This window comes from Falsiroseomonas sp. CW058 (genome assembly GCF_050563535.1).
Taxonomy (GTDB): domain Bacteria; phylum Pseudomonadota; class Alphaproteobacteria; order Acetobacterales; family Acetobacteraceae; genus Falsiroseomonas.
In genome coordinates this window covers 288,246-310,275 of sequence record NZ_JBNXUO010000001.1, presented here as the reverse complement: position 1 = coordinate 310,275, position 22,030 = coordinate 288,246, and the positions used below count along the sequence as shown (strand labels likewise).

27 protein-coding genes are annotated in these 22,030 nt (G+C 72.5%); 15 read left to right on the top strand and 12 right to left on the bottom strand.

Features of this window, described 5'->3' with window-relative positions; genetic code table 11:
* Nucleotides 1-6: 6 nt before the first annotated feature.
* Nucleotides 7-465 (bottom strand): acetyl-CoA carboxylase biotin carboxyl carrier protein, encoded by a 459-nt coding sequence (gene accB, locus ACK8OX_RS01505; RefSeq protein WP_430662140.1) that lies wholly within the window; start codon nt 463-465, stop codon nt 7-9.
* Nucleotides 466-921, bottom strand: coding sequence for a type II 3-dehydroquinate dehydratase (gene aroQ, locus ACK8OX_RS01500; RefSeq protein WP_430662139.1), 456 nt, complete (start codon nt 919-921; stop codon nt 466-468).
* A gap of 139 nt (nt 922-1,060) precedes the next feature.
* Here aroQ and thiS point away from each other — a divergent pair, with 139 nt between their 5' ends.
* The 4 genes from thiS (at nt 1,061) to ACK8OX_RS01480 (ending at nt 4,213) form a co-directional block, all read left to right on the top strand.
* Nucleotides 1,061-1,273, top strand: coding sequence for a sulfur carrier protein ThiS (gene thiS / locus ACK8OX_RS01495; protein ID WP_430662138.1), 213 nt, complete (start codon nt 1,061-1,063; stop codon nt 1,271-1,273).
* A gap of 3 nt (nt 1,274-1,276) precedes the next feature.
* Nucleotides 1,277-2,068 (top strand): thiazole synthase, encoded by a 792-nt coding sequence (locus ACK8OX_RS01490; RefSeq protein ID WP_430662137.1) that lies wholly within the window; start codon nt 1,277-1,279, stop codon nt 2,066-2,068.
* 427 nt (nt 2,069-2,495) lie between these two features.
* Nucleotides 2,496-3,626 carry a type III PLP-dependent enzyme gene (locus tag ACK8OX_RS01485; RefSeq protein ID WP_430662136.1) on the top strand — a complete coding sequence of 377 codons (1,131 nt, stop codon included), beginning with the start codon at nt 2,496-2,498 and terminating at the stop codon, nt 3,624-3,626.
* Between the two features lie 122 nt (nt 3,627-3,748).
* Nucleotides 3,749-4,213, top strand: coding sequence for an Lrp/AsnC family transcriptional regulator (locus tag ACK8OX_RS01480; RefSeq protein WP_430662135.1), 465 nt, complete (start codon nt 3,749-3,751; stop codon nt 4,211-4,213).
* Nucleotides 4,214-4,284: 71 nt separating this feature from the next.
* On the opposite strand, the gene ACK8OX_RS01475 is transcribed toward ACK8OX_RS01480, so the two are convergent.
* The 3 genes from ACK8OX_RS01475 to ACK8OX_RS01465 form a co-directional block, all read right to left on the bottom strand.
* Complete coding sequence (locus ACK8OX_RS01475; protein ID WP_430662134.1) at nt 4,285-4,665, bottom strand: rhodanese-like domain-containing protein; 381 nt, start codon at nt 4,663-4,665, stop codon at nt 4,285-4,287.
* 64 nt (nt 4,666-4,729) lie between these two features.
* Nucleotides 4,730-6,298 carry an ABC transporter substrate-binding protein gene (locus ACK8OX_RS01470; RefSeq protein ID WP_430662133.1) on the bottom strand — a complete coding sequence of 523 codons (1,569 nt, stop codon included), beginning with the start codon at nt 6,296-6,298 and terminating at the stop codon, nt 4,730-4,732.
* A gap of 92 nt (nt 6,299-6,390) precedes the next feature.
* Complete coding sequence (locus tag ACK8OX_RS01465; protein ID WP_430662132.1) at nt 6,391-7,974, bottom strand: ABC transporter substrate-binding protein; 1,584 nt, start codon at nt 7,972-7,974, stop codon at nt 6,391-6,393.
* 163 nt (nt 7,975-8,137) lie between these two features.
* Here ACK8OX_RS01465 and ACK8OX_RS01460 point away from each other — a divergent pair, with 163 nt between their 5' ends.
* Genes ACK8OX_RS01460 through ACK8OX_RS01430 form a run of 7 tightly spaced genes read left to right on the top strand, consistent with a single transcriptional unit; the run spans nt 8,138 to nt 15,077 of the window.
* Nucleotides 8,138-9,745: an ABC transporter substrate-binding protein gene (locus ACK8OX_RS01460; RefSeq protein ID WP_430662131.1), complete on the top strand. Its 1,608-nt coding sequence runs from the start codon at nt 8,138-8,140 to the stop codon at nt 9,743-9,745.
* Nucleotide 9,746: 1 nt separating this feature from the next.
* Nucleotides 9,747-10,718 carry an ABC transporter permease gene (locus tag ACK8OX_RS01455; RefSeq protein ID WP_430662130.1) on the top strand — a complete coding sequence of 324 codons (972 nt, stop codon included), beginning with the start codon at nt 9,747-9,749 and terminating at the stop codon, nt 10,716-10,718.
* A gap of 2 nt (nt 10,719-10,720) precedes the next feature.
* The gene (locus ACK8OX_RS01450; protein ID WP_430662129.1) at nt 10,721-11,647 is read left to right on the top strand and encodes an ABC transporter permease; all 927 of its coding nucleotides are present in this window, start codon (nt 10,721-10,723) and stop codon (nt 11,645-11,647) included.
* Between the two features lie 5 nt (nt 11,648-11,652).
* Nucleotides 11,653-12,639 carry an ABC transporter ATP-binding protein gene (locus ACK8OX_RS01445; RefSeq protein ID WP_430662128.1) on the top strand — a complete coding sequence of 329 codons (987 nt, stop codon included), beginning with the start codon at nt 11,653-11,655 and terminating at the stop codon, nt 12,637-12,639.
* On the top strand, nt 12,636-13,676 hold the full coding sequence (locus tag ACK8OX_RS01440; RefSeq protein WP_430662127.1) for an ABC transporter ATP-binding protein: 1,041 nt from the start codon (nt 12,636-12,638) through the stop codon (nt 13,674-13,676). The genes ACK8OX_RS01445 and ACK8OX_RS01440 overlap by 4 nt, the downstream gene beginning before the upstream one ends.
* A gap of 37 nt (nt 13,677-13,713) precedes the next feature.
* Nucleotides 13,714-14,310: a hypothetical protein gene (locus ACK8OX_RS01435; RefSeq protein WP_430662192.1), complete on the top strand. Its 597-nt coding sequence runs from the start codon at nt 13,714-13,716 to the stop codon at nt 14,308-14,310.
* On the top strand, nt 14,307-15,077 hold the full coding sequence (locus tag ACK8OX_RS01430; RefSeq protein ID WP_430662126.1) for a methyltransferase domain-containing protein: 771 nt from the start codon (nt 14,307-14,309) through the stop codon (nt 15,075-15,077). The genes ACK8OX_RS01435 and ACK8OX_RS01430 overlap by 4 nt, the downstream gene beginning before the upstream one ends.
* 85 nt (nt 15,078-15,162) lie before the next feature.
* Here ACK8OX_RS01430 and ACK8OX_RS01425 read toward each other — a convergent pair whose 3' ends face one another.
* Nucleotides 15,163-15,792, bottom strand: a complete 630-nt coding sequence (locus ACK8OX_RS01425; RefSeq protein WP_430662125.1) for a hypothetical protein — start codon at nt 15,790-15,792, stop codon at nt 15,163-15,165.
* 153 nt (nt 15,793-15,945) lie between these two features.
* On the opposite strand from ACK8OX_RS01425, the gene ACK8OX_RS01420 reads away from it, so the two are divergent.
* Complete coding sequence (locus ACK8OX_RS01420) at nt 15,946-16,119, top strand: hypothetical protein (RefSeq protein WP_430662124.1); 174 nt, start codon at nt 15,946-15,948, stop codon at nt 16,117-16,119.
* A gap of 17 nt (nt 16,120-16,136) precedes the next feature.
* On the opposite strand, the gene ACK8OX_RS01415 is transcribed toward ACK8OX_RS01420, so the two are convergent.
* Nucleotides 16,137-16,754 carry a DUF4189 domain-containing protein gene (locus ACK8OX_RS01415; RefSeq protein ID WP_430662123.1) on the bottom strand — a complete coding sequence of 206 codons (618 nt, stop codon included), beginning with the start codon at nt 16,752-16,754 and terminating at the stop codon, nt 16,137-16,139.
* A gap of 159 nt (nt 16,755-16,913) precedes the next feature.
* Between ACK8OX_RS01415 and aat the strand changes: the two genes are divergently transcribed.
* A complete protein-coding gene (gene aat, locus ACK8OX_RS01410; RefSeq protein ID WP_430662122.1) occupies nt 16,914-17,612 on the top strand; it encodes a leucyl/phenylalanyl-tRNA--protein transferase in 699 nt (232 codons plus the stop codon).
* Nucleotides 17,613-17,657: 45 nt separating this feature from the next.
* Here the strand turns inward: aat and ACK8OX_RS01405 are convergent, their stop codons facing one another.
* The 5 genes from ACK8OX_RS01405 to ACK8OX_RS01385 form a co-directional block, all read right to left on the bottom strand.
* Nucleotides 17,658-18,062, bottom strand: coding sequence for a DUF805 domain-containing protein (locus ACK8OX_RS01405; protein WP_430662121.1), 405 nt, complete (start codon nt 18,060-18,062; stop codon nt 17,658-17,660).
* Nucleotides 18,063-18,214: 152 nt separating this feature from the next.
* Nucleotides 18,215-18,586, bottom strand: a complete 372-nt coding sequence (locus tag ACK8OX_RS01400; protein WP_430662120.1) for a DUF2155 domain-containing protein — start codon at nt 18,584-18,586, stop codon at nt 18,215-18,217.
* A complete protein-coding gene (locus ACK8OX_RS01395) occupies nt 18,586-18,810 on the bottom strand; it encodes a hypothetical protein (RefSeq protein ID WP_430662119.1) in 225 nt (74 codons plus the stop codon). Before ACK8OX_RS01395 ends, ACK8OX_RS01400 begins: the two co-directional genes overlap by 1 nt.
* Entirely contained in the window at nt 18,810-19,319 is a 510-nt protein-coding gene (mlaD, locus tag ACK8OX_RS01390; protein ID WP_430662118.1) for an outer membrane lipid asymmetry maintenance protein MlaD, read from the bottom strand. Before mlaD ends, ACK8OX_RS01395 begins: the two co-directional genes overlap by 1 nt.
* Before the next feature lie 3 nt (nt 19,320-19,322).
* Nucleotides 19,323-19,673: an NADH:ubiquinone oxidoreductase subunit NDUFA12 gene (locus tag ACK8OX_RS01385; RefSeq protein WP_430662117.1), complete on the bottom strand. Its 351-nt coding sequence runs from the start codon at nt 19,671-19,673 to the stop codon at nt 19,323-19,325.
* Nucleotides 19,674-19,914: 241 nt separating this feature from the next.
* Here ACK8OX_RS01385 and ACK8OX_RS01380 point away from each other — a divergent pair, with 241 nt between their 5' ends.
* Entirely contained in the window at nt 19,915-21,417 is a 1,503-nt protein-coding gene (locus ACK8OX_RS01380) for a hypothetical protein (RefSeq protein WP_430662116.1), read from the top strand.
* A 129-nt stretch (nt 21,418-21,546) separates the two neighbouring features.
* Nucleotides 21,547-22,014, top strand: coding sequence for a RidA family protein (locus tag ACK8OX_RS01375; RefSeq protein ID WP_430662115.1), 468 nt, complete (start codon nt 21,547-21,549; stop codon nt 22,012-22,014).
* Nucleotides 22,015-22,030: the final 16 nt, after the last annotated feature.

Here is a 22,030-nt window from a genome sequence, read left to right as displayed (position 1 = left end):
TTCGTCCTACTCGACGACCAGGAGGGGCTCGCCGTACTCGACCGGCGACCCGCTCTCGATCAGGATGCGCGTGACGGTGCCCGACTTCGGCGCGCGGATCTGGTTGAAGGTCTTCATCGCCTCGATCAGCAGCAGCGTCTGGCCCTGCGCGACGCGGCTGCCCACGGTGACGAAGGGCGCAGCCCCCGGCTCGGGCGCGAGATACGCGACCCCCACCATGGGCGAGGTGATGGTGCCGGGGTGGGCGGCATCGGGCGCGGCATCCGCCGCGGCGGGCGCGGCCACCGGCGCCGCGGCCGCGGCGGGGGCCGCCGCCGGCACCGTCGCCACCGCCTGCACCGTCACCTGCCGCGCGACGCGGATGCGGCTGTCCTTCTCGACCAGCTCGATCTCGGTCAGGTCTGTCTCCCGCAGGATCTTCGCGAGTTCGCGGATCGAGGCGGGGTCGAACTGCACGCCCGACATTCAGGTATTCCCTTCCTGTGCCAGCAGCTCGGCCATGGCGCGCAGCGCCAGCGCGTAGCCCTGGATGCCGAGTCCCGCGATCACGCCGGTCGCGACCTTGGAGACGTAGCTGAGATGCCGGAATTCCTCCCGGCGGTGGATGTTGCTGATGTGGACCTCGACCACCGGCAGGTCCACCGCCTTCAGCGCGTCCATCACCGCGATCGAGGTGTGGCTGTAGGCGGCGGGGTTGATGACGATGCCCGCCGCGCGGCCCCGGCATTCCTGGATCCAGGTCACCAGCTCGCCCTCGCCATTCGTCTGGCGGAAGTCGATGGCGAGGCCGAGCGCCTCCGCCGCCTCGGCGCAGAGCGCCTCGACGTCGTCGAGCGTGGCGGCCCCGTACAGCTCCGGCTGGCGGGTGCCGAGCATGTTGAGGTTCGGGCCGTTCAGCACGGCGATCAGCGGCGGGGTCACGAGGGGGGGGATCCCGGATCGGAGGGTGGGGGCGCCTAGCACGGGGGGGTTTCGCGCCGCAAGCACCCGTCCCCGCCGCAACCCCGCCCCGCCGGGCGGGCGGCTTGCCGCGGCCCCCCCCTCTCGCCATGTTCCGGCCATGACGGCCAGCATCCCCATCGAGGTCAACGGCGAACGGCGCGAGGTGCCCGAGGGCATCTCGGTGGCGGAGCTCCTTGCCCGCATCGGCCTGGCGGCGCCGAAGGTCGCGGTGGAGCGCAACCTGGAGATCGTGCCGCGCTCCGCCTGGGCGGCGACGCGGCTCGACGCGGGCGACCGGCTGGAGATCGTGCATTTCATCGGAGGGGGCTGACCCATGGACGGACTCGCGCTGGGGGACGATGCCTGGACCGTCGCCGGCCGCCGCTTCTCCTCCCGCCTCGTGGTGGGCACGGGGCGCTACAAGGACCTGGAGGAGACCGCCCGCGCCATCGAGGCGAGCGGGGCCGAGATGGTGACCGTCGCGGTGCGGCGGGTGAACCTGTCCGACGCATCGGCGCCGATGCTGCAGGACTACGTCCCCCCCACCCGCTACACCTACCTGCCGAACACCGCGGGCTGCCACACCGCGCAGGACGCCGTCCGCACGCTGCGCCTGGCGCGGGAGGCGGGGGGGTGGAACCTGGTGAAGCTCGAGGTGCTGGGCCCGCCGCCCTTCCTCTACCCCGACATGGCCGCGACGCTGGAAGCGGCGGAGGTGCTGATCAAGGACGGGTTCGAGGTGATGGTCTACTGCGCCGACGACCCGGTGGCGGCGAAGCGGCTGGAGGAGATGGGCTGCGTCGCCATCATGCCGCTCGGCGCGCCGATCGGCAGCGGGCTCGGGGTGGCGAATCCCTTCATGATCCGGGCCATCATCGCGCAGGCCAAGGTGCCGGTGCTGGTGGATGCGGGCATCGGCACGGCGTCCGATGCGGCGCTGGCGATGGAACTCGGCTGCGACGCGGTGCTGCTGAACTCCGCCATCGCCCATGCGAAGGACCCCGTGCGGATGGCGCGCGCGATGAAGCACGCGGTGCAGGCCGGGCGGGACGCCTTCCTGGCGGGGCGGATGCCCCGCAGCGCGGCGGCGGATGCCTCCTCCCCGATGGCGGGGCTGATCCGCTAGGGAGGGCGGGGCCGGTCAACCCTGGGGCGAACCGGTCGATTCGCCTGGAACAGGGCCCCTTCCCCGTATCCATCCCGGAACCCCGCGGCGGCTTCGGGGCGGTTTCCAGCCACTTAGCCGGGGCCAAAGAAAAAATCCGGCCCGAGGCCCATTTTCCGCTTTCGCACGCGACCACGCGGCCCTATATCGCCGCGCAGACGCAGTACGCACGTGCCTCTGGCCCCAGGCCCACGGAATCCCGCGCGCTTCCACGCGCCGAACTCAGGGATCACCGCGGCGCAAGGTTTACGCAACGACGTCAAGCGTTCCGGCAACCCGGCGGCTGACCCCGCCGGAGTCCACTTCGCTGGTTCGTTGGACCGTTTCGTCAACACTGGGGCCGCCGCCTGGATCGGGCGGTCTCCTGCTATGAAGGGGATGTGGCGCGATGAACCCGAAGATCGCCGCCTTCCTGCGCGACCACGCGCCGGCAACGCCGTGCCTCGTGCTCGATGTCGACACGGTGGAGGCGAATTACCGCCGCCTGCTGGCCGCGATGCCGCTTGCGCGCGTGTATTACGCCGTGAAGGCGAACCCGGCCGCCCCCATCCTCGACCGGCTGGTCGCGCTCGGCTCCTCCTTCGACGCTGCGTCGTGGGAGGAGGTGCAGGCCTGCCTCGCCGCCGGGGCCGCGCCCGCCACCATTTCCTTCGGCAACACGGTGAAGAAGGAAAGCGCCATCAAGGCCGCCTTCGACGCGGGCGTGACCATGTTCGCCTTCGACAGCGAGCCGGAGTTGCGCAAGCTCGCCCGCTCCGCCCCGGGGGCGCGCGTCTACTGCCGCATCCTGGTCGAGAACAAGGGCGCCGAATGGCCGCTCAGCCGCAAGTTCGGCTGCGAGGCCAAGATGGCGAAGGAGCTGATGCTGAAGGCGGCGGAATGGGGCCTCGACCCCTACGGCATCTCCTTCCATGTCGGCTCGCAGCAGACCAACACCGAGGCGTACCAGGCGGCGATCGCGCGCGCCGCGATGATCTTCACGGATCTCCGCGACGCCGGGCTGAACCTGCGGATGGTCAACCTCGGCGGCGGCTATCCGGTGCGCTACCGGCAGGAGGTCCCGGGCATCGACGATTTCGGCGCGGCCATCATGGGCGCGATGGCGGAGCATTTCGGCAACGCCCTGCCCGAGATCGTGGTCGAGCCCGGCCGCTTCCTCGTCGCCGATGCCGGCGTGGTGGAGGCCGAGGTCGTGCTCGTCTCCCGCAAGGGAGAGGACGACCCGGTGCGCTGGGTCTATCTCGACATCGGCCGCTTCGGCGGCCTTGCCGAGACGGAGGGCGAGTCGATCCGCTACGCCTTCCGCACGCCGCATGACGGCGGGGCGGAAGGCCCGGTGACCATCGCCGGCCCGACCTGCGACAGCGCCGACACGCTGTACGAGAAGTCGAACTACCGCCTGCCGGAGGCGCTCGACAGCGGCGACCGCGTGCAGCTGCTCAGCACCGGCGCCTATGTGACCACCTATGCCGCGCAGTCCTTCAACGGCTTCCGGCCGCTGGCGGAACACTACATCTGAGCGCGGCCGCCGGTCCTTCCCCGCCCGCGGGGACGGGACCGGCGGCCGGCCTGCGATAAGCCTTCCGGCGGGCCAGCCTGCCCGCCGTTTCTTTTCCGATGCATCCGGGCTATCCTGTCCCGATGGATGAGATCGACCGCAACCTCGTCATCGCGCTGCAGGAAAACGGCGCGGCGGGCCTTGCCGAACTTTCGAAGGCCGCCGGCCTCTCCGTCTCCGCGACGGCCGAGCGCGTGAAGCGGCTGGAGGAGCGGAACGTCATCCGCGGCTGGCGGATCGACCTGGACCCGGTGGCGGCGGGATGCCCGTTGCTGGCCTTCGTCTTCGTCGCGATGCGCCCCGGCCGCGACGACGCCGCCTTCCTCAAGGCCATGAAGCGGCAGGAGGCGGTGCTGGAATGCCACACCGTCACCGGCCCCTGGTGCTACCTCCTCAAGCTGCGCCTGCCCGACATCGCGGCGCTGGAGGGCTTCGTCTCGGACGAGATCCGCGCCCAGCCGGGTGTGGAACGCACCGAGACCATCCTCGCCCTGGCCAGCCCGAAGGAAACCGCGATCCTGCCGGTGGCCGAGGCGCAGGAGGAATAGCGGCGCGATCGTCCTGGGCGTGCGCGCCGCGGGCGGGCAGGCGAAGGCCGTGAATTGCCGGGCCGGCGCGCTCAGCCGCCCTCCACCTCGCCGCCGGCTTCCACCCAGTCCTTGAAGCCGCCGAGGTTCCGCACGTCGCGATATCCCATCTCCTGCAGCGTGCGGCCCGCCAGCGCGGAACGGCCGCCCGAGGCGCAGTAGACGATGATGGTCTTCGCCCGGTCGAAGGCCGCGTCATGCGTCGGGCTTTCCGGATCGGCGCGGAACTCCAGCAACCCGCGCGAGACGGCGAGCGCGCCCTTCGCCCTGCCCGAGGCCTGCACCTCCGCCGCGTCGCGCACATCGACCAGCAGCACCCGCGGGTCGCGCGCCATGGCCATCGCCTCCGCCGCGCCGATCCGCGGCACGGCGGCATTGGCCGCCGCCAGCATGTCCTTCACCGTGACCGTCATCCTGCCCTCTCCCATCCTGGCGGGGCGAGGCTAGCGCCGGGGCGCGGCGCGGAACAACGAAATGCTACGGCGCCTGCCGCACGCCCATCGCCAGCGTCCGCTCATCCGTCCGCGGCTCATGCGCCAGGCCGCGGCGCAGCGCCCAGACATTGTTGAGGTGCAGCAGGGGGATGACGGGGACGTTCTCGGCCGACCAGCGGACCAGCCCCGCGATCGCGCGCTCGCGCTCCGCATCGTCCATGATGACGGAGGCGCGCGCGATCATCGCGTCGAGTTCGGCGGAGGCGAAGCGGCGCTGGTTGGCCGAGCCGGTGCGGCGTTCGCGGTCGAAGCTCGCCAGCACGTTCTTCGGGAAGGACAGGCCCTCGCCCGTGGTGCTGCCCCAGCTTCCCATGCTCATCGCGAAGTCCTGCCGGGCGGCGCGGGCGGAGTAGGTGGTCCAGGGCAGCGCCTCCACCGCGGTCTGGACGCCGATGCGCGTCCACATCGCCGCGACCGCCTGCGCCAGCCGCGCATCGTTCGGGAAGCGGTCGTTCATGCTGTGCAGCGTCATGCGGAAGCCGTTGGGGAAGCCGGCCTCGGCCAGCAGCCGCCGCGCGCCGTCCGGGTCGAAGGCCGGCGGCGGGGTCGCGGCATCGTGGGACCACGCGCCGCGCGGCAGCCACTGCCCGGCGGGGGTGGCCAGCCCGTCCATCGCGCGTTCCGCCAGCACATCGCGGTTGATGGCGATGGTCAGGGCGCGGCGCACGCGGAGATCGAGGAAGGGGTTGGCGGGCAGCGGCCGGCCCTCGTTGTCGGTCACGAAGGGCAGGCTGCCGCTGCGGGAGAAGTCGGGGCCGACATGCACCAGCCGCAGCGACTGCACCTCGCTCACCACCACGCGCGGGTCCCGCCGCAGGCGGGGCAGGTCGTTCGGCGCCACTTGGTCGATCATGTCGACGTCGCCCGCCAGCAGCGCCGCGCTGCGCGCCGGGTCCGCCGCGACGAAGCGGTAGGAGACGCGGGCCCAGGGCTCCCGCCCGCCGGCATGGGCCTCGTTGCGGGCCAGCTCCGTCCGGTCGCCCGGCCGGTGGGAGACGACGCGGTACGGCCCGGTGCCGATGGCGGCGCGGCCGGCATTGTAGTCCTCCGTCGCCGCCCCTTCGCCCACATGGCGGGACACGACGAAGATGCTGGCGAGTTCGGCCAGCAGCACCGGGTTCGGCTCATGCGTCGCGACCCGCAGCGTGAAGGGATCGGGCGCATGGGCCGCCCGGACGCTGCGCAGCACCGCGCCGAAGCCGCCCGGGCTGTTCGGCACCGCCGGCGCGCGGCGCAGCGTGAACAGCACGTCCTCCGCCGTGAAGGGCCGGCCGTCATGCCACGTCACGTCGCGGCGCAGCGTGAATTCCCATTCCGTGTCGGAGACCAGCCGCCAGGACTCCGCCAGGTCCGGCACGATGCGGGACCGCGCGTCGCGCCCGACCAGGCGGCCGAAGACGTGCTCGGCGATGGCGTTGTTGGGAGAGGCGTTGAAGAAATGCGGGTCGAGCGAGGTGATCGACCCGCCGGTCGCGATGGTCAGCGTCTGGCCCGCTGCGGGGGCGGCGAGGAGGGCGGCCGCGGCGACGGCAAGGCGGAACGGGCGGCGCATCGCGCAGGGTCCCCCGGCTGGTGGCCGGGGGATGCTGGTCGGCGCCGGGCCGCGCGGTCAAGCGGCGCGTCCCGGCGCCGTGGCGGGCAGGCTCAGTTGGCGGCGGGCCTCGCGCTCATCGCCGTGGTGCGCTCGTCCATCCGCGGCTCATAGGTGACGCCGCGGCGCGTCGCCCAGAAGTTCACCAGCTGGAACAGCGGGATCATCGTCGTCTCGCGGTCCACCATGGCGACGGCCTCCATAAGCAGCCTCTCCCGCGCCGCGTCGTCGAGGGTCGCGGTCGCGCGCGCCGTCAGCGCATCGAGCTCCGCGCTGGAATGGCGCGAGTTGTTGGAGGCGCCGATCCGCCTGTCCCGGTCATAGGTGCCGAAGATGTTGACGAGCATGTAGCTCGCCTCGCCGGTCACGCTGGCCCAGCCGACCAGGCGCATGTTGAAGTCCTGCCGGGCGGCGCGGCTGGAATAGGCGGCCCAGGGCAGCGCATCGACGGCCGTGCGGACGCCGATGCGCGACCACATCTGCGCCACCGCCTGCGCGGTGCGCGAATCGTTCGGGTAACGGTCGTTCGGCGTCGTCAGCGTCATCCGGAAGCCGTTCGGGTAGCCGGCCTCGGCGAGCAGGCGGCGCGCGCCGTCCGGGTCCGGGCGTGGGGTGACGACCGCGGGGTTGTAGGAATAGGACCCCGGCGGCAGCCACTGGCCGGTCGGCCGCGCGGTGCCTTCCATCACGCGCTCGGACAGCGCCTCGCGGTCGATGGCGATGGACAGGGCGCGGCGCACGCGCGGGTCCTGGAAGGGGTTGCGCGGCAGGGGCCGCCCGTCATTGTCGCTGACGAAGACCGGGTTCTCGGTGCGGGAGTAGTCGGGCACCAGGTAGATCAGCCGAAGGCCCTGGATCTCGGACAGCTGGACGCGCGGGTTCTGCCGCAGCCGCGCAAGGTCGTTGGAAGGCACCTGGTCGATCACGTCGACATCGCCGGCCAGCAGCGCCGCGGTGCGGGACGCGTCATTGGCCATGAAGCGGTAGGAGACGCGCGCCCAGGGCTCGTCGCCGCGCCAGTGGCCGGGGTTGCGGGTGAACTCGGTCCGGTCGCCGGCCCGGTAGGAGCCGAGGCGATAGGGCCCGGTGCCGATAGCGGCGCGGCCGGAATTGTAGTCCTCGGTCGCCGCCCCTTCCCCGACATGGCGGGAGATGACCTGGACCGAGGCGAGTTCGACCGGCAGCAGCGGATGCGGGGCGGCGGTGTGGAAGCGGATGGTCAGCGGGTCGACGATCTCCACCCGCTCGATCGCGCGGACGAAGCCGCCGAAGCCGCCCGGGCTGTTCGGCACGTTCGGCGCGCGGGAAATGGTGAAGGCGACGTCGGCGGCGGTGAAGTCCCGCCCGTCATGCCACTTCACGCCCGGGCGCAGCTTGAATTCCCACATCGTCTCCGTCATCGCCCGCCAGCTTTCGGCCAGGGCGGGCTGGATGCGCGCCTGCGCGTCCTGCTCCACCAGCCGGTCGAACAGGTGCATGGTCAGGCTGATATTCGGCGACGCGTTGTAGAAATGCGGGTCGAGCGAGGTGGGCGACCCGCCGATCCCGATGGTGAGGTTCTGCGCCCCGGCCGGGGCGGCGCCGAGGACGAGCGCCGCGAGCAGCGCGTGCCGGAGGGGGACGTGGCGGGCGGTCATGCCGGGTTTCCTTGCCTGTCTGTGCCGTGGCGCGCCGGATTGCCCGAAGCGCCTGCACGCCGCAAGGCACCCGGGCGGATCACGTTCCCGGGACGCTGGCAAGCACGTTCGGGTGCTGCTAGACAGGTCCGTTCAGGTTTGTCTGGGACCGGAGGGGAAGGCGATGCGCAAAGGCATCCGTGCGGCCAGGGGCGTGACCCTCGGGGCGGCGATCTCGGCATTGGCGCTGGCGGGGGGCGGGGCTGCGGCGCAGCAGACCACGCTGACCATCGGCGTCGGCTCCCCGGTCACCTCGCTCGACCCGCATTTCCACCAGCTGTCGCCGAACAACGCCGTCGCCGACATGATCTTCGGCAAGCTGGTCGAGACGGATGCGCAGGCGCGCAACGTCCCCGGCCTGGCCACCGAATGGCGCGCGGTCGGGCCGACCACCTGGGAATTCAAGCTGCGCCCCGGCGTGCGCTTCCACAACGGCAGCGATTTCACGGCCGAGGACGTGGCCTTCACCATCGCGCGCCTGCCGAACGTGCCGAACGCGCCGTCCGGCTTCGGCATCTATTCGCGGCCGATCGTGCGGATGGAGGTGGTGGACCCGCTGACCATCCGGTTCCACACCGCCGCCCCCTATCCGCTGCTGCCGCTCGACATGACGAATGTGCGCATCCTCGATGCGCAGACCCATGCGAACGCGACGACGGAAGCCTTCAACTCCGGCCAGCTCGCCATCGGCACCGGGCCGTTCCGCGTGATCAGCCACCGCAGCGGCGACCGGATCGAGTTCGAGCGGTTCGCGGGCTACCACGGCGACGTCTCGCCCTTCCAGCGCGTCAACTACCGGATGATCACCAACGACGCGACGCGCACGGCGGGGCTGCTGGCGGGCGACGTGGACTTCATCGACCAGGTGCCCACCACCGATCTCGGCCGCCTGCGCGGCGACCAGCGGCTGACCCTGTCGGAGACGGTGGGGCTGCGGCTGATCTTCCTCGGCCTCGACCACCTCCGGGCGGAAGGCGAGAACAGCCCCCACATCACCGACAACGAAGGCCGCCCGCTGGGGCGCAACCCGCTGCGGGACGTGCGGGTGCGCCGCGCGCTGTCGATGGCGATCGACCGGCAGGCGATCGTGGACCGCATCATGGACGGCGCCGCGACGCCGGCGTCCCAGTTCCTGCCGCCCGGCACCTTCAGCCACGTCCCCGACCTTCAGCCCACCCGCTTCGACCCCGAAGGCGCGCGGCGGCTGCTGGCCGAGGCCGGCTACCCGAACGGCTTCCGCATCCAGCTGAACAGCCCGAACGACCGCTACATCAACGACGCCCGCATCGCGCAGGCGGTGGGGCAGATGTGGACGCGGATCGGCGTGCGCACGGCGGTGGAGGCGCAGACCTGGGCCACCTTCGTCGGGCGCGCGGCGCGGGCCGAATACTCGGCCCACCTGATCGGCTGGGGGTCGAACCCGGATGGCAGCCACCCGATGCGCAACATCATCGGCACCGTCAGCAGCGAACGCGGCTGGGGCGCCTCCAACCGCGGGCGCTATTCCAACGCGCGGCTCGACCAGATGCTGGCCGAGAGCCTGACCGAGCTGGACGAGCCGAAGCGCGAGCGGATGCTGATCGACATCCAGCGCATGGCGGCCGACGACGTCGCGGTAATCCCGCTGCACATCCAGACCAACATCTGGGCGATGCGCCGCAACCTGGTCCACACGCCGCGCGTCGACGAACTGACCCGGGCGCAGGACATCCGCCCGGCGACCATGCGCTGAGATGAGCGTCTACCTCCTTCGCCGCCTGATCCAGGCGGTCGGCGTCGTGCTGGCGATGTCGGTGATCGTCTTCGTCGGGGTCTTCGCCATCGGCGACCCGGTCGAGATCCTGATCAGCCCCGACGCCGACCAGCTTGAGCGCGAGCGCGCGATCCGCGCGCTCGGCCTCGACCTGCCGCTGTGGCAGCAATACGCCATCTTCCTCGGCAAGGCGCTGCAGGGCGACCTCGGCCGCAGCTTCGTCTTCAACGAGCCCGCGCTGCAGCTCATCCTGCAGCGCATGCCCGCGACGCTCGAACTCGCCATCGCGGCGACGCTCGGCGCCATCGTCATCGGACTGCCGCTCGGGCTCTATGCCGGGCTGAAGCCGAACAGCCCGGTCTCCAAGGGGATCATGGCGGGGTCGATCCTCGGCTTCTCGCTGCCGACCTTCTGGGTCGGGCTGATGCTCATCATGGTCTTCGCGGTGCAGCTCGGCTGGCTGCCTTCCACCGGGCGCGGGGAGACGGTGACGATCCTCGGCATGCGATGGTCGTTCCTGACCGCGGACGGGCTCGCGCATCTCGTCATGCCGGCGCTGAACCTGGCGCTGTTCAAGATCAGCCTCGTCATCCGCCTGACGCGCGCGGGCGTGCGTGAGACGATGCTGATGGACTACGTGAAGTTCGCCCGCGCCAAGGGGCTCAGCCCCTTCCGCGTCACCTTCGTCCATGTCTTCAAGAACATCCTGATCCCCGTCGTCACCGTCACCGGCCTCGAATTCGGCTCCACCATCGCCTTCAGCGTGGTGACCGAATCGATCTTCGCCTGGCCGGGCATGGGCAAGCTCATCATCGACAGCATCAACGTGCTCGATCGGCCGGTGATCGTCGCCTACCTGATGATCATCGTGCTGATGTTCATCGCCATCAACCTGATCGTCGATCTCACCTACTCCGTGCTGGACCCGCGGGTCCGGCTGGAAGGCAAGTAAGCATGAGCGTCGCGCTCGGCACGCCCCCCGTCGCCACCCCCGCGAAGGACAGGGTCGAGACGCCCTTCCGGCGCTTCGTCTCCGAATTCGCGGAATCGAAGCTCGCGCTGCTCGGCCTCGCGGTCTTCACGGTGATCGCGGTGGTCGCGATCCTCGCGCCCTGGATCGCGCCGCAGAACCCCTATGACCTCGCGGTGCTCGACATCATGGATGGCCGGCTGGAGCCGGGCTCGAAGTCCGGCGACGGCGCGACCACCTTCTGGCTCGGCACCGACGACCAGGGGCGGGACATGCTGTCCGGCATCATGTACGGGCTGCGCATCTCGCTCACCGTGGGCGCGGGCTCGGCGCTCATCGCCTGCCTCGTCGGCGCCTCGCTCGGGCTGGCGGCGGCCTATGCGGGCGGGCGCACCGACAGCCTCATCATGCGCATCGTCGACCTGCAGCTCTCCTTCCCCTCCATCCTCGTCGCGCTGATGATCCTGGCCTTCCTGGGCAAGTCGATCACCAACGTCGTCATCGCGATCGTGGTGGTCGAATGGGCCTACTACGCGCGGACCGTGCGCGGCACCGCGCTGGTGGAGCGACGGCGCGAATACATCGAGGCGGCGGAATGCCTCGCGCTGCCCCGCCACCGCATCCTGTTCCGCCACCTGCTGCCGAACTGCCTGCCGCCGCTGATCGTCATCGGCACCATGCAGGTGGCCCGCGCCATCGCGCTGGAGGCGACGCTGTCCTTCCTCGGCCTCGGCGTGCCGATCACCGAACCCTCGCTCGGCCTGCTCATCGCCAATGGCTACGAATACATGCTGTCCGGGAAATACTGGATCAGCTTCTACCCCGGCATCGCCCTGCTGGTGACGATCGTCGCCATCAACCTCGTCGGCGACCACCTGCGCGACGTGCTGAATCCCAGGCTCAAGAAGTAGGCATCGTGACCAGCGCCCCCACACTCGAGGTCCGCAACCTCCGCACCCACTTCTTCACCCGCGCCGGCGTGGTGAAGGCGGTGGACGACGTCTCCTTCACCGTCCGGCGCGGCAAGGTGCTCGGGCTGGTGGGCGAATCCGGCTCGGGCAAGTCCGTCACCGGCTTCTCCATCATGGGGCTGGTGGACCCGCCCGGCCGCATCGTCGGCGGCAGCATCCTGTTCCAGGGCAAGGACCTCGCGACCCTCAGCGAGGAGGAGATGCGGAGCCTGCGCGGCAACCGCATCGCCATGATCTTCCAGGACCCGATGATGACGCTGAACCCGGTCCTGCGGATCGACACGCAGATGATCGAGACGGTGCTGGCGCATGAGAAGGTGCCGGAGGCGGAAGCCCGCCGCCGCGCGCGCGACGCGCTCGGCATGGTCGGCATCCCCTCGCCGGAGGAACGGCTGAATTCCTACCCGCACCAGTTCTCGGGCGGGATGCGCCAGCGCGTCGCCATCGCCATCGCCCTGCTCCACCGCCCCGACCTGATCGTCGCCGACGAGCCGACCACCGCGCTCGACGTCACGATCCAGGGGCAGATCCTGGCGGAGGTGCAGAAGCTCGCCGCCACCACCGGCACGTCGCTCATCTGGATCACGCACGACCTGTCCGTGGTCGCCGGCCTCGCCGACGACATCGCGGTGATGTATGCCGGCCGCATCGTCGAATACGGCGACGTGGGCGAAGTGCTGGACCGGCCGCTGCATCCCTACACCCACGGGCTGATCGGCAGCGTGCCGTCGCGCAACCGGCGGGGCGAGCCGCTGCGCCAGATCCCTGGCATGACCCCTTCCCTTCTCTCGCTGCCGCCCGGCTGCGCCTTCCGCAGCCGCTGCCCCCGCGCCGCGGCCGACTGCGCGGAGATGCCGGAGCTTCACCCCTGGCTGCCCGGCCGCGAGGCGCGCTGCCACCACCCGCACCTGGAAGCGGAGCAGGCCGCATGAGCGCCGCCCTCGACCACGCCCCGCGCACCTTCACCGAGACCGAGACCCCGATGGTGGAGCTGCGCGGCGTCTCCCGCCGCTTCGCCCGCAAGCTCGACATCGCCGCGAAGCTCGCCCGCCGCCTCGGCGCCGACGTGAAGGAGGAGGTCGTCCACGCGGTGGACAAGGTGGATCTCCGCGTCCGCAAGGGAGAGGTGGTGGGCCTCGTCGGGGAATCCGGCTGCGGCAAGTCCACCCTCGGCCGCATCGTGGCGGGCATCCTGCCGCAATCCGAGGGCGAGGTGTTCTGGAAGGGCCAGGACGTCGCCGGCATGCAGGGCGGGGCCGACCGCACCGCGAAGCTGCGCCGCCAGATGATCTTCCAGGACCCCTACGCCTCGCTCAACCCGCGCATGAAAGTGGCCGACATCGTGGGCGAGGCGCCGCTGGTCCATGGCCTGGTGAAGCGCGGCGACTTCGACGCCTATGTCGATGACCAGATGCGCCGCGCCGGGCTCGACCCCGCCTTCAAGCGCCGCTACCCGCACCAGTTCTCCGGCGGCCAGCGCCAGCGCATCGGCATCGCCCGCGCGCTCGCGGTGCAGCCCGAATTCATCGTCTGCGACGAGGCGGTGGCCGCGCTCGACGTGTCGATCCAGGCGCAGATCCTGAACCTGTTCATGCGCCTGCGCCGCGAACTCGACCTCACCTACCTGTTCATCTCCCACGACCTCGGCGTGGTGGAACATCTGAGCGACCGGGTGGTCATCATGTATCTCGGCCGCGTGGTGGAGGAGGCGCCGACCGAACGCGTCTTCACCGCCGCCAACCACCCCTACACGCGCAGCCTGCTCGACAGCGTGCCGCGCATCGGCAACCGCAAGCGCGCCTTCGCCACTGTGAAGGGGGAGATCCCCTCGCCGCTGAACCCGCCCTCCGGCTGCCACTTCCACCCGCGCTGCCCCTTCGCCTTCGACCGCTGCAAGGTGGAGGTGCCGAAGCTGGCCGAGCTGGGCACCACCCATCGCAGCGCCTGCCACCTGAACGACCGCGGGTGAGGGTGGCGGGACCGCCGCGCGACGCCCTTCCGTGACCATGCCTCCCCCGTACCGCGCCCAGTGGGAATCCGCGGAACTGGTCGCCGGCTTCCTCGGCGGCCGCGATGCCGCGACGGACCCGCTCTGGCACCGCTCCGGTGCCGCGACGGCGGGGGACTACGCGACCTGGTCGCACCATCTCTGCGGCTGCGCCTGCCTCCAGATGGCGCTCGGCGCGCGCGGCCGCGACATCCCGCCGATCCATGAGGTCCGCCGCGGCGTGCAGCGCCACGGCGGCTATGTCGAGGAGCCGGGCGGCGCGATCCGCGGCCTGGTCTATGCCGGCGCCGTCGCCTGGCTGGCGGAACAGGGGATCGCGTCGGAAATCCTGCTGGACCGCGACGCGGAGGAGGTAGCGGGGCTGGTCGAAGGGGGGGCGCTGGTCATCGCCTCCGTCCACGCCCATGTCCGTTGGCCGGACCGCGCGCCGCCCGGGCGCGGGGGACATCTCGTGCTCGTCTTCGGCGTCGCGCCGGACGGCGCGCTGCGCTTCCACAACCCCTCGGGCGACACGGCGGCGTCCCGCGCCGATGCGCGCCTGCCGCCCGCCGCCTTCGCCCGCTTCTTCGCCGGGCGCGGCATCCTCCTGCCATGACCCCCGCACCGGAGGACCCCGTCGAGGCCGCGCTGCTGCCCGGCTTCTGCACGGGGATCGAGAACCTGCGGCTGCTGAAGGCCTTCGCCGGGCTCTGCGGACCGCGCGTGCTCGACATCGGCTGCTATCGCGGCGGCGGCAGCATGGTGCTGGCGCTGCTCGGCAAGCGGGTGGAGGCGATCACCATCGGCGCCGCCTGGCCGAAGCGGCTGCGCCCCGTCCTGGCGCCCTTCGGCGCGGAGGTCCGCGACCTGGCCTTCGAGGCCTGGCCGCCCGATGCCGCGCTGGACGGCATCTGGGCCAGCCATGTGCTGGAGCATTCGCGCAACCCCGGCGCCTTCCTGGACCGCTGCCGCGACTCGCTGAAGCCGGATGGCTGGCTCGGCGTCGTCGTGCCGCCCTTCAAGCACCAGGTGGTGCTGGGGCATGTCACGCCGGGCTGGAACCTCGGCATCCTCATGTATGCGCTGGCGGGCGCGGGGTTCGATCCCTCCCGCGGGCATTTCCTGCGCCACGGCTACAACCTGGCCGGCTTCGTGCCGCGCGCCGCGCGCGTGCCGTCGCGGCACGAGGAGGCGTTCGAGGACGCCTCCCTCTGGCCCCTGCCCTTCGACCGGCGGCAGGGCTTCGACGGCAACATCGCGGCCTGTCGCTGGACGCCGGAGCTGGAGGCGCGGATGGGGGCAGGCCTGTCGCTGCTGTCCCCCTTCGGCGCGGACGCTGCGCTGGACGCGGCGCGGCGGCTTTCGGCCACCTGGCCACGCTGAAGCGCGTGGGCCGGGGCGGGCCCGGGCACCACCAGCCGGCGGCGCCCTGGCCCTGAGGGGCGGCCGGCGGAACCGGGGCCGCCCCTCAGGTTGACTTCACGTCGCCCTGCGCACCCCTGCCGCGGCCGGGCGGGTCGGACGGGTCGCTGTCGCTCGGCCCCTGCGGGCGGCTGCCTCCGCGCCCCCGGCCGGGCGGGTCCGACGGGTCGCTGTCGCTCGGCCCACCGCCCCGGCTGCCGCCGCGCCCGCCGCCGGGTGGGTCGGACGGGTCGCTGTCAGTCGGCCCCTGCGGGCGATTGCCTCCGCGTCCCCCGCCGGGTGGGTCGGATGGGTCGCTGTCGCTCGGCCCCTGCGGGCGGTTGCCGCCACGACCGCCATTCGGCGGGTCCGAGGGATCGCTGTCGGTCACGCCGGTGCGCGGACGTTCTCCTCCGCGGCCGCCATTCGGCGGGTCGGAAGGGTCGCTGTCGGTCACGCCGGTGCGCGGACGCTCTCCCCCGCGGCCGCCATTCGGCGGGTCGGAAGGGTCGCTGTCGGTGACACCCGGCCGGGGCGGCGGCGTGCCGCCGCCCTGTCCGCCCGGCACGCCTCCGCCGCCGGACTTCGCGCCCTGGGCCAGCGCGCCGCCCGGCACGGCGGCCGCGCCGCCGAGCGTGGCGAGACGGACCACGAGCAGGCGGCGGGCGAGGGGTGAGGATCCATTCTCTGCGGACATGCGGGGCTCCCGAAGTGGCGGCGATGTTCCTGCGCGATCGTGGCGGCGGCAAGGGGAAAGCCGGCGCGGATGGGGCAGGGTCCGCGGTCCTGCCGCGCTTCCGGCCGCATCGCGGGGCTTGCCTTCATGTTCTCTTTATGTTCTTCTCGGCGCATGAGAACCGCCGCGATCGACCTGGACATCCACATCCCGGCCCCGCCCCGCCCGCGCCGGATCGCGCTGCGCATCGACGAGCCCTGGTGGAGGGAGGCGATGCGCTGGTCGATCGTCGGCCTGACCGCAAGCCTCGTCGCGGGCGAACTGACGCTCGTTCTGCTCGGCCTCTAGCCGGCCGGGGCAGCGCCTCAGCCGATGCAGGCGGTCTGCACGATGCGGCAGCCGCCCGGCACGCGCGCCCGGCAGGCGCCCAGCGCCGCGCTCTCGGCGGCCTGGCGCGTCGCACCGGTCTCGGCGGTGGTGTAGGCGACACGGTTGTCGCGTTCGGCGCGCGCCGCCGCCGCGCAGCCCGAGGTGAACTCGACCAGCGGGCGGCAGGGCAGGCCGCGCGATCCGGCCGCGCAGGCGCTCTCCGCGCTGCCATGCGCCGCCAGGCGGTCCCGCACCCCGGCCACCACGCCAAGCCCGGGCAGTGGCGCCGGTGCCGCATAGATGGCACCCCAGGCCTGGGACGGGCGCGACTGGGCGGGGATCGCCACCGGCGCCACCGGCTGCGGCGCGACCACCGGCAGGGTGGTGCGGCGCCCATAGCCGCTGGTCGCCACCAGCCGCCCCTGCGGGGCCTGCTGCACCGCCACCCCGCAGCGTTGCAGGCAGGCGAGCAGCCGGGCCCGGTCGTCCCGCGGCATCGCCGCGCAGGTGGCCCGACACTGTTCCCCCGCCACCTGGGCGGATGCGGCCCGCGGCGCCGCGATGCCTGCCAGCACGAGGAGGGTGACCAGAACCGCTCCGACCTTGCCTTGCATACTGCAACCCTCTCCCGTCCTGGCCGGGGTTCTGCAAGCCGCGTGCCGCGCATTCCGCAAGCCGCGCGCCGCGCAGCCTTCGACGCGCGGCGCGCAAGGCGGCGGGAGGGCACCCACGCAAGCCTCGCGCCGGGGGGACAAGCCGCGCATAATGGCCCGGTGAGCCGAAGGCAGTTCGAGATCTCGCCCGACCTGGTGCTTCGCGCCTATCGCGCGGGCCTGTTCCCGATGGCGGAGAGCCGGCGCAGCGACCGGCTCTACTGGCTCGACCCCGAATTGCGGGGCGTGCTGCCGCTCGGTGCCTTCCACCTGCCGAAGCGCCTGGCGCGAACGGTGCTGTCCGGCACCTTCGCCGTCAGCACCAACCTCGACTTTCCCGGCGTCATCGCCGGTTGCGCCGCGCCGGCGGCAGGGCGCGACGACACCTGGATCAACCCGGAGATCGAGCGGCTCTTCCTCGCGCTTCACAGGATGGGACACGCCCATTCGGTCGAGGTCTGGCAGGGTCGCCCCGGGGAGGGCGCGCTGGTCGGCGGGCTCTACGGCGTCGCCCTTGGCGGAGCCTTCTTCGGCGAGAGCATGTTCAGCCGCACGCGCGACGCGTCCAAGGTGGCGCTGGTCCACCTGGTGGCGCGGCTGCGGCTGGCCCGCTTCACCCTGCTCGACGCGCAGTTCCAGACCGCCCACCTCGCGCAGTTCGGATGCCGGGAGGTGCCGCGCCTGCACTACAAGCGGCTGCTCGCGGATGCGGTGGAGGAGGTGGTGCGCTGGGACGATGCGCCCGACCCCCGGGCGGTGGAGGCCGAGATCCGCGCGCTCCGCGCCGAGACGCGCGACCGCGAGGCGGATGGCGATTGAGGCCGGAACCGGCGGGGCGCGACGACCCCGCCGGATGCCGCGCCGCTATCGCGGCGTGGCCTGCCAGGGCCGTGCCGGCCCGCCGGGCAGCACGGTGCCGCGCGGATCCGCCCCGAAACGGTTCGGCCCGTCCTCGCCGCGTCCGACATAGAAGATCACCAGCACGATCCAGCCGATCAGCGGCACCAGCGCGATCAGCAGCCACCAGCCGCTGCGGCCCGTGTCGTGCAGGCGCCGCACCGCGACCGCGATGCTCGGCAGCAGCAGGCCGAGCGAAACCAGCATCCCGACCGCGCCCGACCCGCCGAGGATCGCGGCGTCCAGCACGCCAGCCGCGAACTGCATCAGCATCTGGAACAGGAAGAAGTACCAGAACTCCGACCGGCGCGCGCGGCCGGACAGGGTGACGTAGTTGTTCAGGCATGTCCGGACGGCATCGCCGAAATTCATCGCCGCTCTCCCCAGGGCTGCATGCCGCAGCATGCGATGCCCGCGCGCGTCACGCCACTCCGTCCGGTGCCGTCATGTCGCAGCAGGCTCCGCTTGCGCAACATCCCTGCTCCGCGCCGGCGGAAGACCTGCTTCCGTTCCCGCAACATCGCCTATTGCGCGCGGCACTCCATGACGCGGATGTCGTAGACCGGGTGCTGCAGCATGTTCACGCCGGGTGCGTTGGCGAACATCCAGCCGCGGAACACCGCCGCGCCACTGGCCGGGGCGCGGCTGTCGGTGATCTCGAGCCAGGCGGCCGCATCGGCCACCTCGTCGGGCGGGCGCGAATGGCAGGCGCGGACGGTCAGCGTCAGGCTGCCGAAGCGTTCCGGCACGTTCACCGCGGCGCGCAGCGTCACGACACGCGCCGTCACCTTGTCCAGCGCCTGCAATTCGGCCACCCGCTGCGGCACCCAGCGGTCCTGCGCCGCGGCGGGAAGCGCCGCGAGTGCGAGCGCGAGAAGGCCGGCCAGCCGCCGCATCAGCCGGGCCGCCGCGGGCTTGGCAGCCGCGCCACCAGCTCCGTCAGGATGCGGCGCATCGCGGCCTCGTCCACGCCCATCAGCACCGCGTCCTCGAATGCGTCGCGCAGCACCTGCGCGGCCTCCCGGTGGTTCTCGGCCAGCACCTTCAGCTTCTCCCGGCAGGACAGCGGCGCGCCATCCGCCCCGGGCCAGGCCGGCGGGGGGTCCAGCGGGTCCGGCATCAGCGCGGCGCGGCCGGCGCCGCGCCCTCGGCCGCGTTGCGGCTCCCGCCCCCCTGCCCTTCCGTCATCGAGAAGATGAAGCGGCCGAGCAGGCTTTCGAGGCTGACCGCGCTCTGCGTGATCGTGATCTGCCCGCCATTGGCGAGGATGCGGTCCGACCCGCCCGGCACGATGGACACGAAGCGGCCGCCGAGCAGCCCCTCGCTCGCGATCTCGGCCGAACTGTCCGACGGGATGCGGAGGCTGCCGTCGATCCGCAGCGTCAGCACGGCGAGGAAGGTCTGCGCATCGATGCGCTGGTCCACCACGCTGCCGACCTTCACGCCGGCGATCCGCACATCCGCGCCCGGGGCGAGGCCGTCGATGCGGTCGAAGCGGGCGGTCAGCGTCTGCCCGGCGCCCGAGACGGCGCTGCGGCCGGAATTGGTGACGGCGAAGGCGAGGAAGCCGACCGCCACCGCCAGCACCACCGCGCCGGCCAGCACCTCGGCGAAGGATCGACCCTTCATCGGCTAGGAACCGGGGGTCCAGGCCTCGTAGTCGCCCGTGGTCGGGGCACGGCGGCCGGCGACGTAGTCATGGCCGACGGGGCGGTAGGCATTGGCGGTGCCGGTCGGGTTCGGGCGGTGCTCCACCATCCAGGGATGGCGCTTCGCCTCGGGCAGCGGCGCATCGGTGGTGTGGTGCAGCCAGGCATGCCATTCGGGCGGGACCTTCGTGGCCTCGGCCCCGCCGACGTAAAGGACCCAGCGGCGCGTGCGGCCATAGGCCATGTAGGTGCCGCGGGACTCGTAGTAGGTGTTGCCGAACCGGTCCTGGCCGACCTTGCGGCCGGAGATGCCGGCGAAGAAGCGCTTCAGCATGGGGTCCTCGGGGCCTCGATGGAGGCCAGACGCATCTGCGTGAGGCGCCAGTCTCGCACAACCCCCCGGCGGGTGCAAAAGCACGCGGCCCGGACGGCATGGTCCCTGGGACGTTCGGCGGGGTAATCCACAGGATGTTGCGACCGCGGCGCCGCAATCCCCCAAGATGCGGCTTGCACGCAGTCGCGCCGGGCCCCAATCTCCCCCCATGTCGAGCCTGGCCGGTACCCTCTTCGATGGCATGCCGCTCTGGCGCCTGCGCGCCTCGCCCGACCCGGATTCGCCGCCCCGCGCCGTCGCCCTCCCCGTCGCCTGGGAGGAGGAGGAGGCATCGGCCCTCGCCGCCCTCGCGCCCGGCAGTGCCCCGGTCGTCTTCCCCCGCCTTGCCGAGGGCTGGATCGCGCCGCTCGCCATGCGCGGCCGCAAGCTCGGCCTGCTGGCGGATGCCGCCGAACAGGACGCCTTCGCCGAGGCGCTGCGCGCCCTGCTGCTGGACCGCCGCGGCGCGCCGAGCCCGGCAATCTGGCGGGGCGAGGCGAAGGGCGCGGCGCGCTTCGTGCTCAACCTGCCCGCCTTCCTGGAGGCAGGCGGCGGCTTCGATGCGGCCGCCTATGCGCGCGCGGTCGCGGTCGGGGTCCGCGCGCTCGACATCTGGACGGGCGCGCGGCATGCGCGGCTCTCCCTCGGCTTCGCCGACTTGGCCGGGCTGCTGGCCGGGCTTGGCCTGCGCTACGACAGCGCCGAGGCGCGGGCGGTCGGCGCCGCCGTCGCCGCCCTGACCCGCGGTGCCGCCGAGGCCGAGAGCGGCCGGCTCGCCGACCTGCTGGGCGCGCGGGAACCGGTCTGCCTGCTCGCCCCCGCCCCGCCGGGCGAGACGCCGGTGCCGGGCCTCGCGGCCGCGGCGCGCGCCGCGCTCGATGCCGCCGCGGGCTGCGCGGGGTTGCGCCACCAGGCGCTGGTCGCGCTCGTCGCGCCGGATGCGGCGGAACGCCTGCTGGGCGCCGAGAGCGGCGGCTTCGCGCCCGCCGGCGGGCCGACCCGCTTCTCCCTCGACCGCGACGGCTGGGTGACCGAGGTGCCGACCCGGGCCGCGCTGCGCGTCGGCCGCGCCGCGGCGGATGCGCTGCTTGCCCCACCGCCGCATGCCGCCTGGGTCGCCATGGCGCAGGCGGTCTCGCCCTATCTCCATGCCGCGCCGCCCATGCCGGTGGCCGAGGCCGCGCCCGCCCGCCCGCCCGTGCCGCTGCCGGACCGCGCCCCCGCCATGCCGTCCCGCCCGACCGGCGGGGTGTGGCGGGTCTCGGTCGGCGGCCACAAGGTGGTGCTCCGCACCACCGAGGATGCGGCGGGCCGGCTGACGGAGATGACCATCGCGCTGTCGAAGGAGGGCGCTGCCTACCGCAGCCTGATGGAGGCGATGACGCAGGCCGTCTCCATCGGCCTCGCCGGCGGCGTCGCGCTCGACCACTATGTCGATGCCTATGCCTATACCCGCTTCGGCCCCGCCGGCGCGGTGGAGGGCGACCCGGCGATCCGCCGCGCGACGAGCGTGCTGGACTGGGCCTTCCGGCGGCTCGCCCTCGACTATCTCGGCCGCCGCGACCTGGCCGACCCGGTGGAGGCGGAGGAGGCGGCGAACGACACCGCCGCCCATGCCGCGGCGCAGCTTTCCCTGCTGCCGATGGACCTGCCGGAGGCGCCGGGCCCGCGGGCGCGCCGGAAGCAGCTCAAGCTGGTGGGCTGAGCGGCCGCCCTGCCACCCCCGCTTGCGGGCGGGGCGGCGCGGAGGCACGACTGGCCGGCGGGTCCGCAACGGACCCCCGCCCGCCCGCCATCCGCGGGCCGGGCGCGGATGCAGCCTGGAGACAGCCCCATGCCCGGACGGATCGAGACGAAGCTCGCGGAACTCGGCATCACCCTGCCGACGCCGGCGGCGCCGGTCGCGAACTACATCGGCTTCCAGGTCACCGGCCGGCTGGTCGTCGTCTCCGGCCAGATCCCGCTGGTGGAGGGCAAGGTCGTCACCACCGGCAAGCTCGGCGCCGGCATTTCCGTCGAGCAGGGGCAGGCGACCGCGCGGCTCTGCTTCGTCAACCTGCTGGCGCAGCTGAAGGCCGCGGCGGGTGGCGACCTCGACCGCGTCGCGCGCGTCATCCGCCTCGGCGGCTTCATCGCCTGCACGCCGGACTTCACGCAGCACGCGGCGGTGATGAACGGCGCGAGCGACCTTGCGGTGGCGGTGTTCGGCGACCGGGGCCGCCACACCCGCACCACCATCGGCGTCCCCTCCCTGCCGCTCGACGCCGCGGTGGAGGTGGAGGGCATGTTCGAGCTTGAGTGAGGGGCGGGCGACCCAA

What these genes read in the sequence shown, in the direction of transcription:
- ACK8OX_RS01375 (WP_430662115.1), top strand. Translation starts at nt 21,547, where the DNA reads ATGCCCGGACGGATCGAGACGAAGCTCGCGGAACTCGGCATCACCCTG.
- ACK8OX_RS01430 (WP_430662126.1), top strand. Translation starts at nt 14,307, where the DNA reads ATGACCCCCGCACCGGAGGACCCCGTCGAGGCCGCGCTGCTGCCCGGC.
- ACK8OX_RS01490 (WP_430662137.1), top strand. Translation starts at nt 1,277, where the DNA reads ATGGACGGACTCGCGCTGGGGGACGATGCCTGGACCGTCGCCGGCCGC.
- ACK8OX_RS01385 (WP_430662117.1), bottom strand. Translation starts at nt 19,673, where the DNA reads ATGCTGAAGCGCTTCTTCGCCGGCATCTCCGGCCGCAAGGTCGGCCAG.
- ACK8OX_RS01465 (WP_430662132.1), bottom strand. Translation starts at nt 7,974, where the DNA reads ATGACCGCCCGCCACGTCCCCCTCCGGCACGCGCTGCTCGCGGCGCTC.
- ACK8OX_RS01395 (WP_430662119.1), bottom strand. Translation starts at nt 18,810, where the DNA reads ATGCCGGACCCGCTGGACCCCCCGCCGGCCTGGCCCGGGGCGGATGGC.
- ACK8OX_RS01425 (WP_430662125.1), bottom strand. Translation starts at nt 15,792, where the DNA reads ATGTCCGCAGAGAATGGATCCTCACCCCTCGCCCGCCGCCTGCTCGTG.
- ACK8OX_RS01435 (WP_430662192.1), top strand. Translation starts at nt 13,714, where the DNA reads ATGCCTCCCCCGTACCGCGCCCAGTGGGAATCCGCGGAACTGGTCGCC.
- ACK8OX_RS01405 (WP_430662121.1), bottom strand. Translation starts at nt 18,062, where the DNA reads ATGAATTTCGGCGATGCCGTCCGGACATGCCTGAACAACTACGTCACC.
- mlaD (WP_430662118.1), bottom strand. Translation starts at nt 19,319, where the DNA reads ATGAAGGGTCGATCCTTCGCCGAGGTGCTGGCCGGCGCGGTGGTGCTG.
- ACK8OX_RS01450 (WP_430662129.1), top strand. Translation starts at nt 10,721, where the DNA reads ATGAGCGTCGCGCTCGGCACGCCCCCCGTCGCCACCCCCGCGAAGGAC.
- ACK8OX_RS01415 (WP_430662123.1), bottom strand. Translation starts at nt 16,754, where the DNA reads ATGCAAGGCAAGGTCGGAGCGGTTCTGGTCACCCTCCTCGTGCTGGCA.
- ACK8OX_RS01475 (WP_430662134.1), bottom strand. Translation starts at nt 4,665, where the DNA reads ATGACGGTCACGGTGAAGGACATGCTGGCGGCGGCCAATGCCGCCGTG.
- ACK8OX_RS01455 (WP_430662130.1), top strand. Translation starts at nt 9,747, where the DNA reads ATGAGCGTCTACCTCCTTCGCCGCCTGATCCAGGCGGTCGGCGTCGTG.
- ACK8OX_RS01400 (WP_430662120.1), bottom strand. Translation starts at nt 18,586, where the DNA reads ATGCGGCGGCTGGCCGGCCTTCTCGCGCTCGCACTCGCGGCGCTTCCC.
- thiS (WP_430662138.1), top strand. Translation starts at nt 1,061, where the DNA reads ATGACGGCCAGCATCCCCATCGAGGTCAACGGCGAACGGCGCGAGGTG.
- accB (WP_430662140.1), bottom strand. Translation starts at nt 465, where the DNA reads ATGTCGGGCGTGCAGTTCGACCCCGCCTCGATCCGCGAACTCGCGAAG.
- ACK8OX_RS01440 (WP_430662127.1), top strand. Translation starts at nt 12,636, where the DNA reads ATGAGCGCCGCCCTCGACCACGCCCCGCGCACCTTCACCGAGACCGAG.
- ACK8OX_RS01380 (WP_430662116.1), top strand. Translation starts at nt 19,915, where the DNA reads ATGCCGCTCTGGCGCCTGCGCGCCTCGCCCGACCCGGATTCGCCGCCC.
- ACK8OX_RS01420 (WP_430662124.1), top strand. Translation starts at nt 15,946, where the DNA reads ATGAGAACCGCCGCGATCGACCTGGACATCCACATCCCGGCCCCGCCC.
- ACK8OX_RS01485 (WP_430662136.1), top strand. Translation starts at nt 2,496, where the DNA reads ATGAACCCGAAGATCGCCGCCTTCCTGCGCGACCACGCGCCGGCAACG.
- ACK8OX_RS01480 (WP_430662135.1), top strand. Translation starts at nt 3,749, where the DNA reads ATGGATGAGATCGACCGCAACCTCGTCATCGCGCTGCAGGAAAACGGC.
- ACK8OX_RS01460 (WP_430662131.1), top strand. Translation starts at nt 8,138, where the DNA reads ATGCGCAAAGGCATCCGTGCGGCCAGGGGCGTGACCCTCGGGGCGGCG.
- ACK8OX_RS01470 (WP_430662133.1), bottom strand. Translation starts at nt 6,298, where the DNA reads ATGCGCCGCCCGTTCCGCCTTGCCGTCGCCGCGGCCGCCCTCCTCGCC.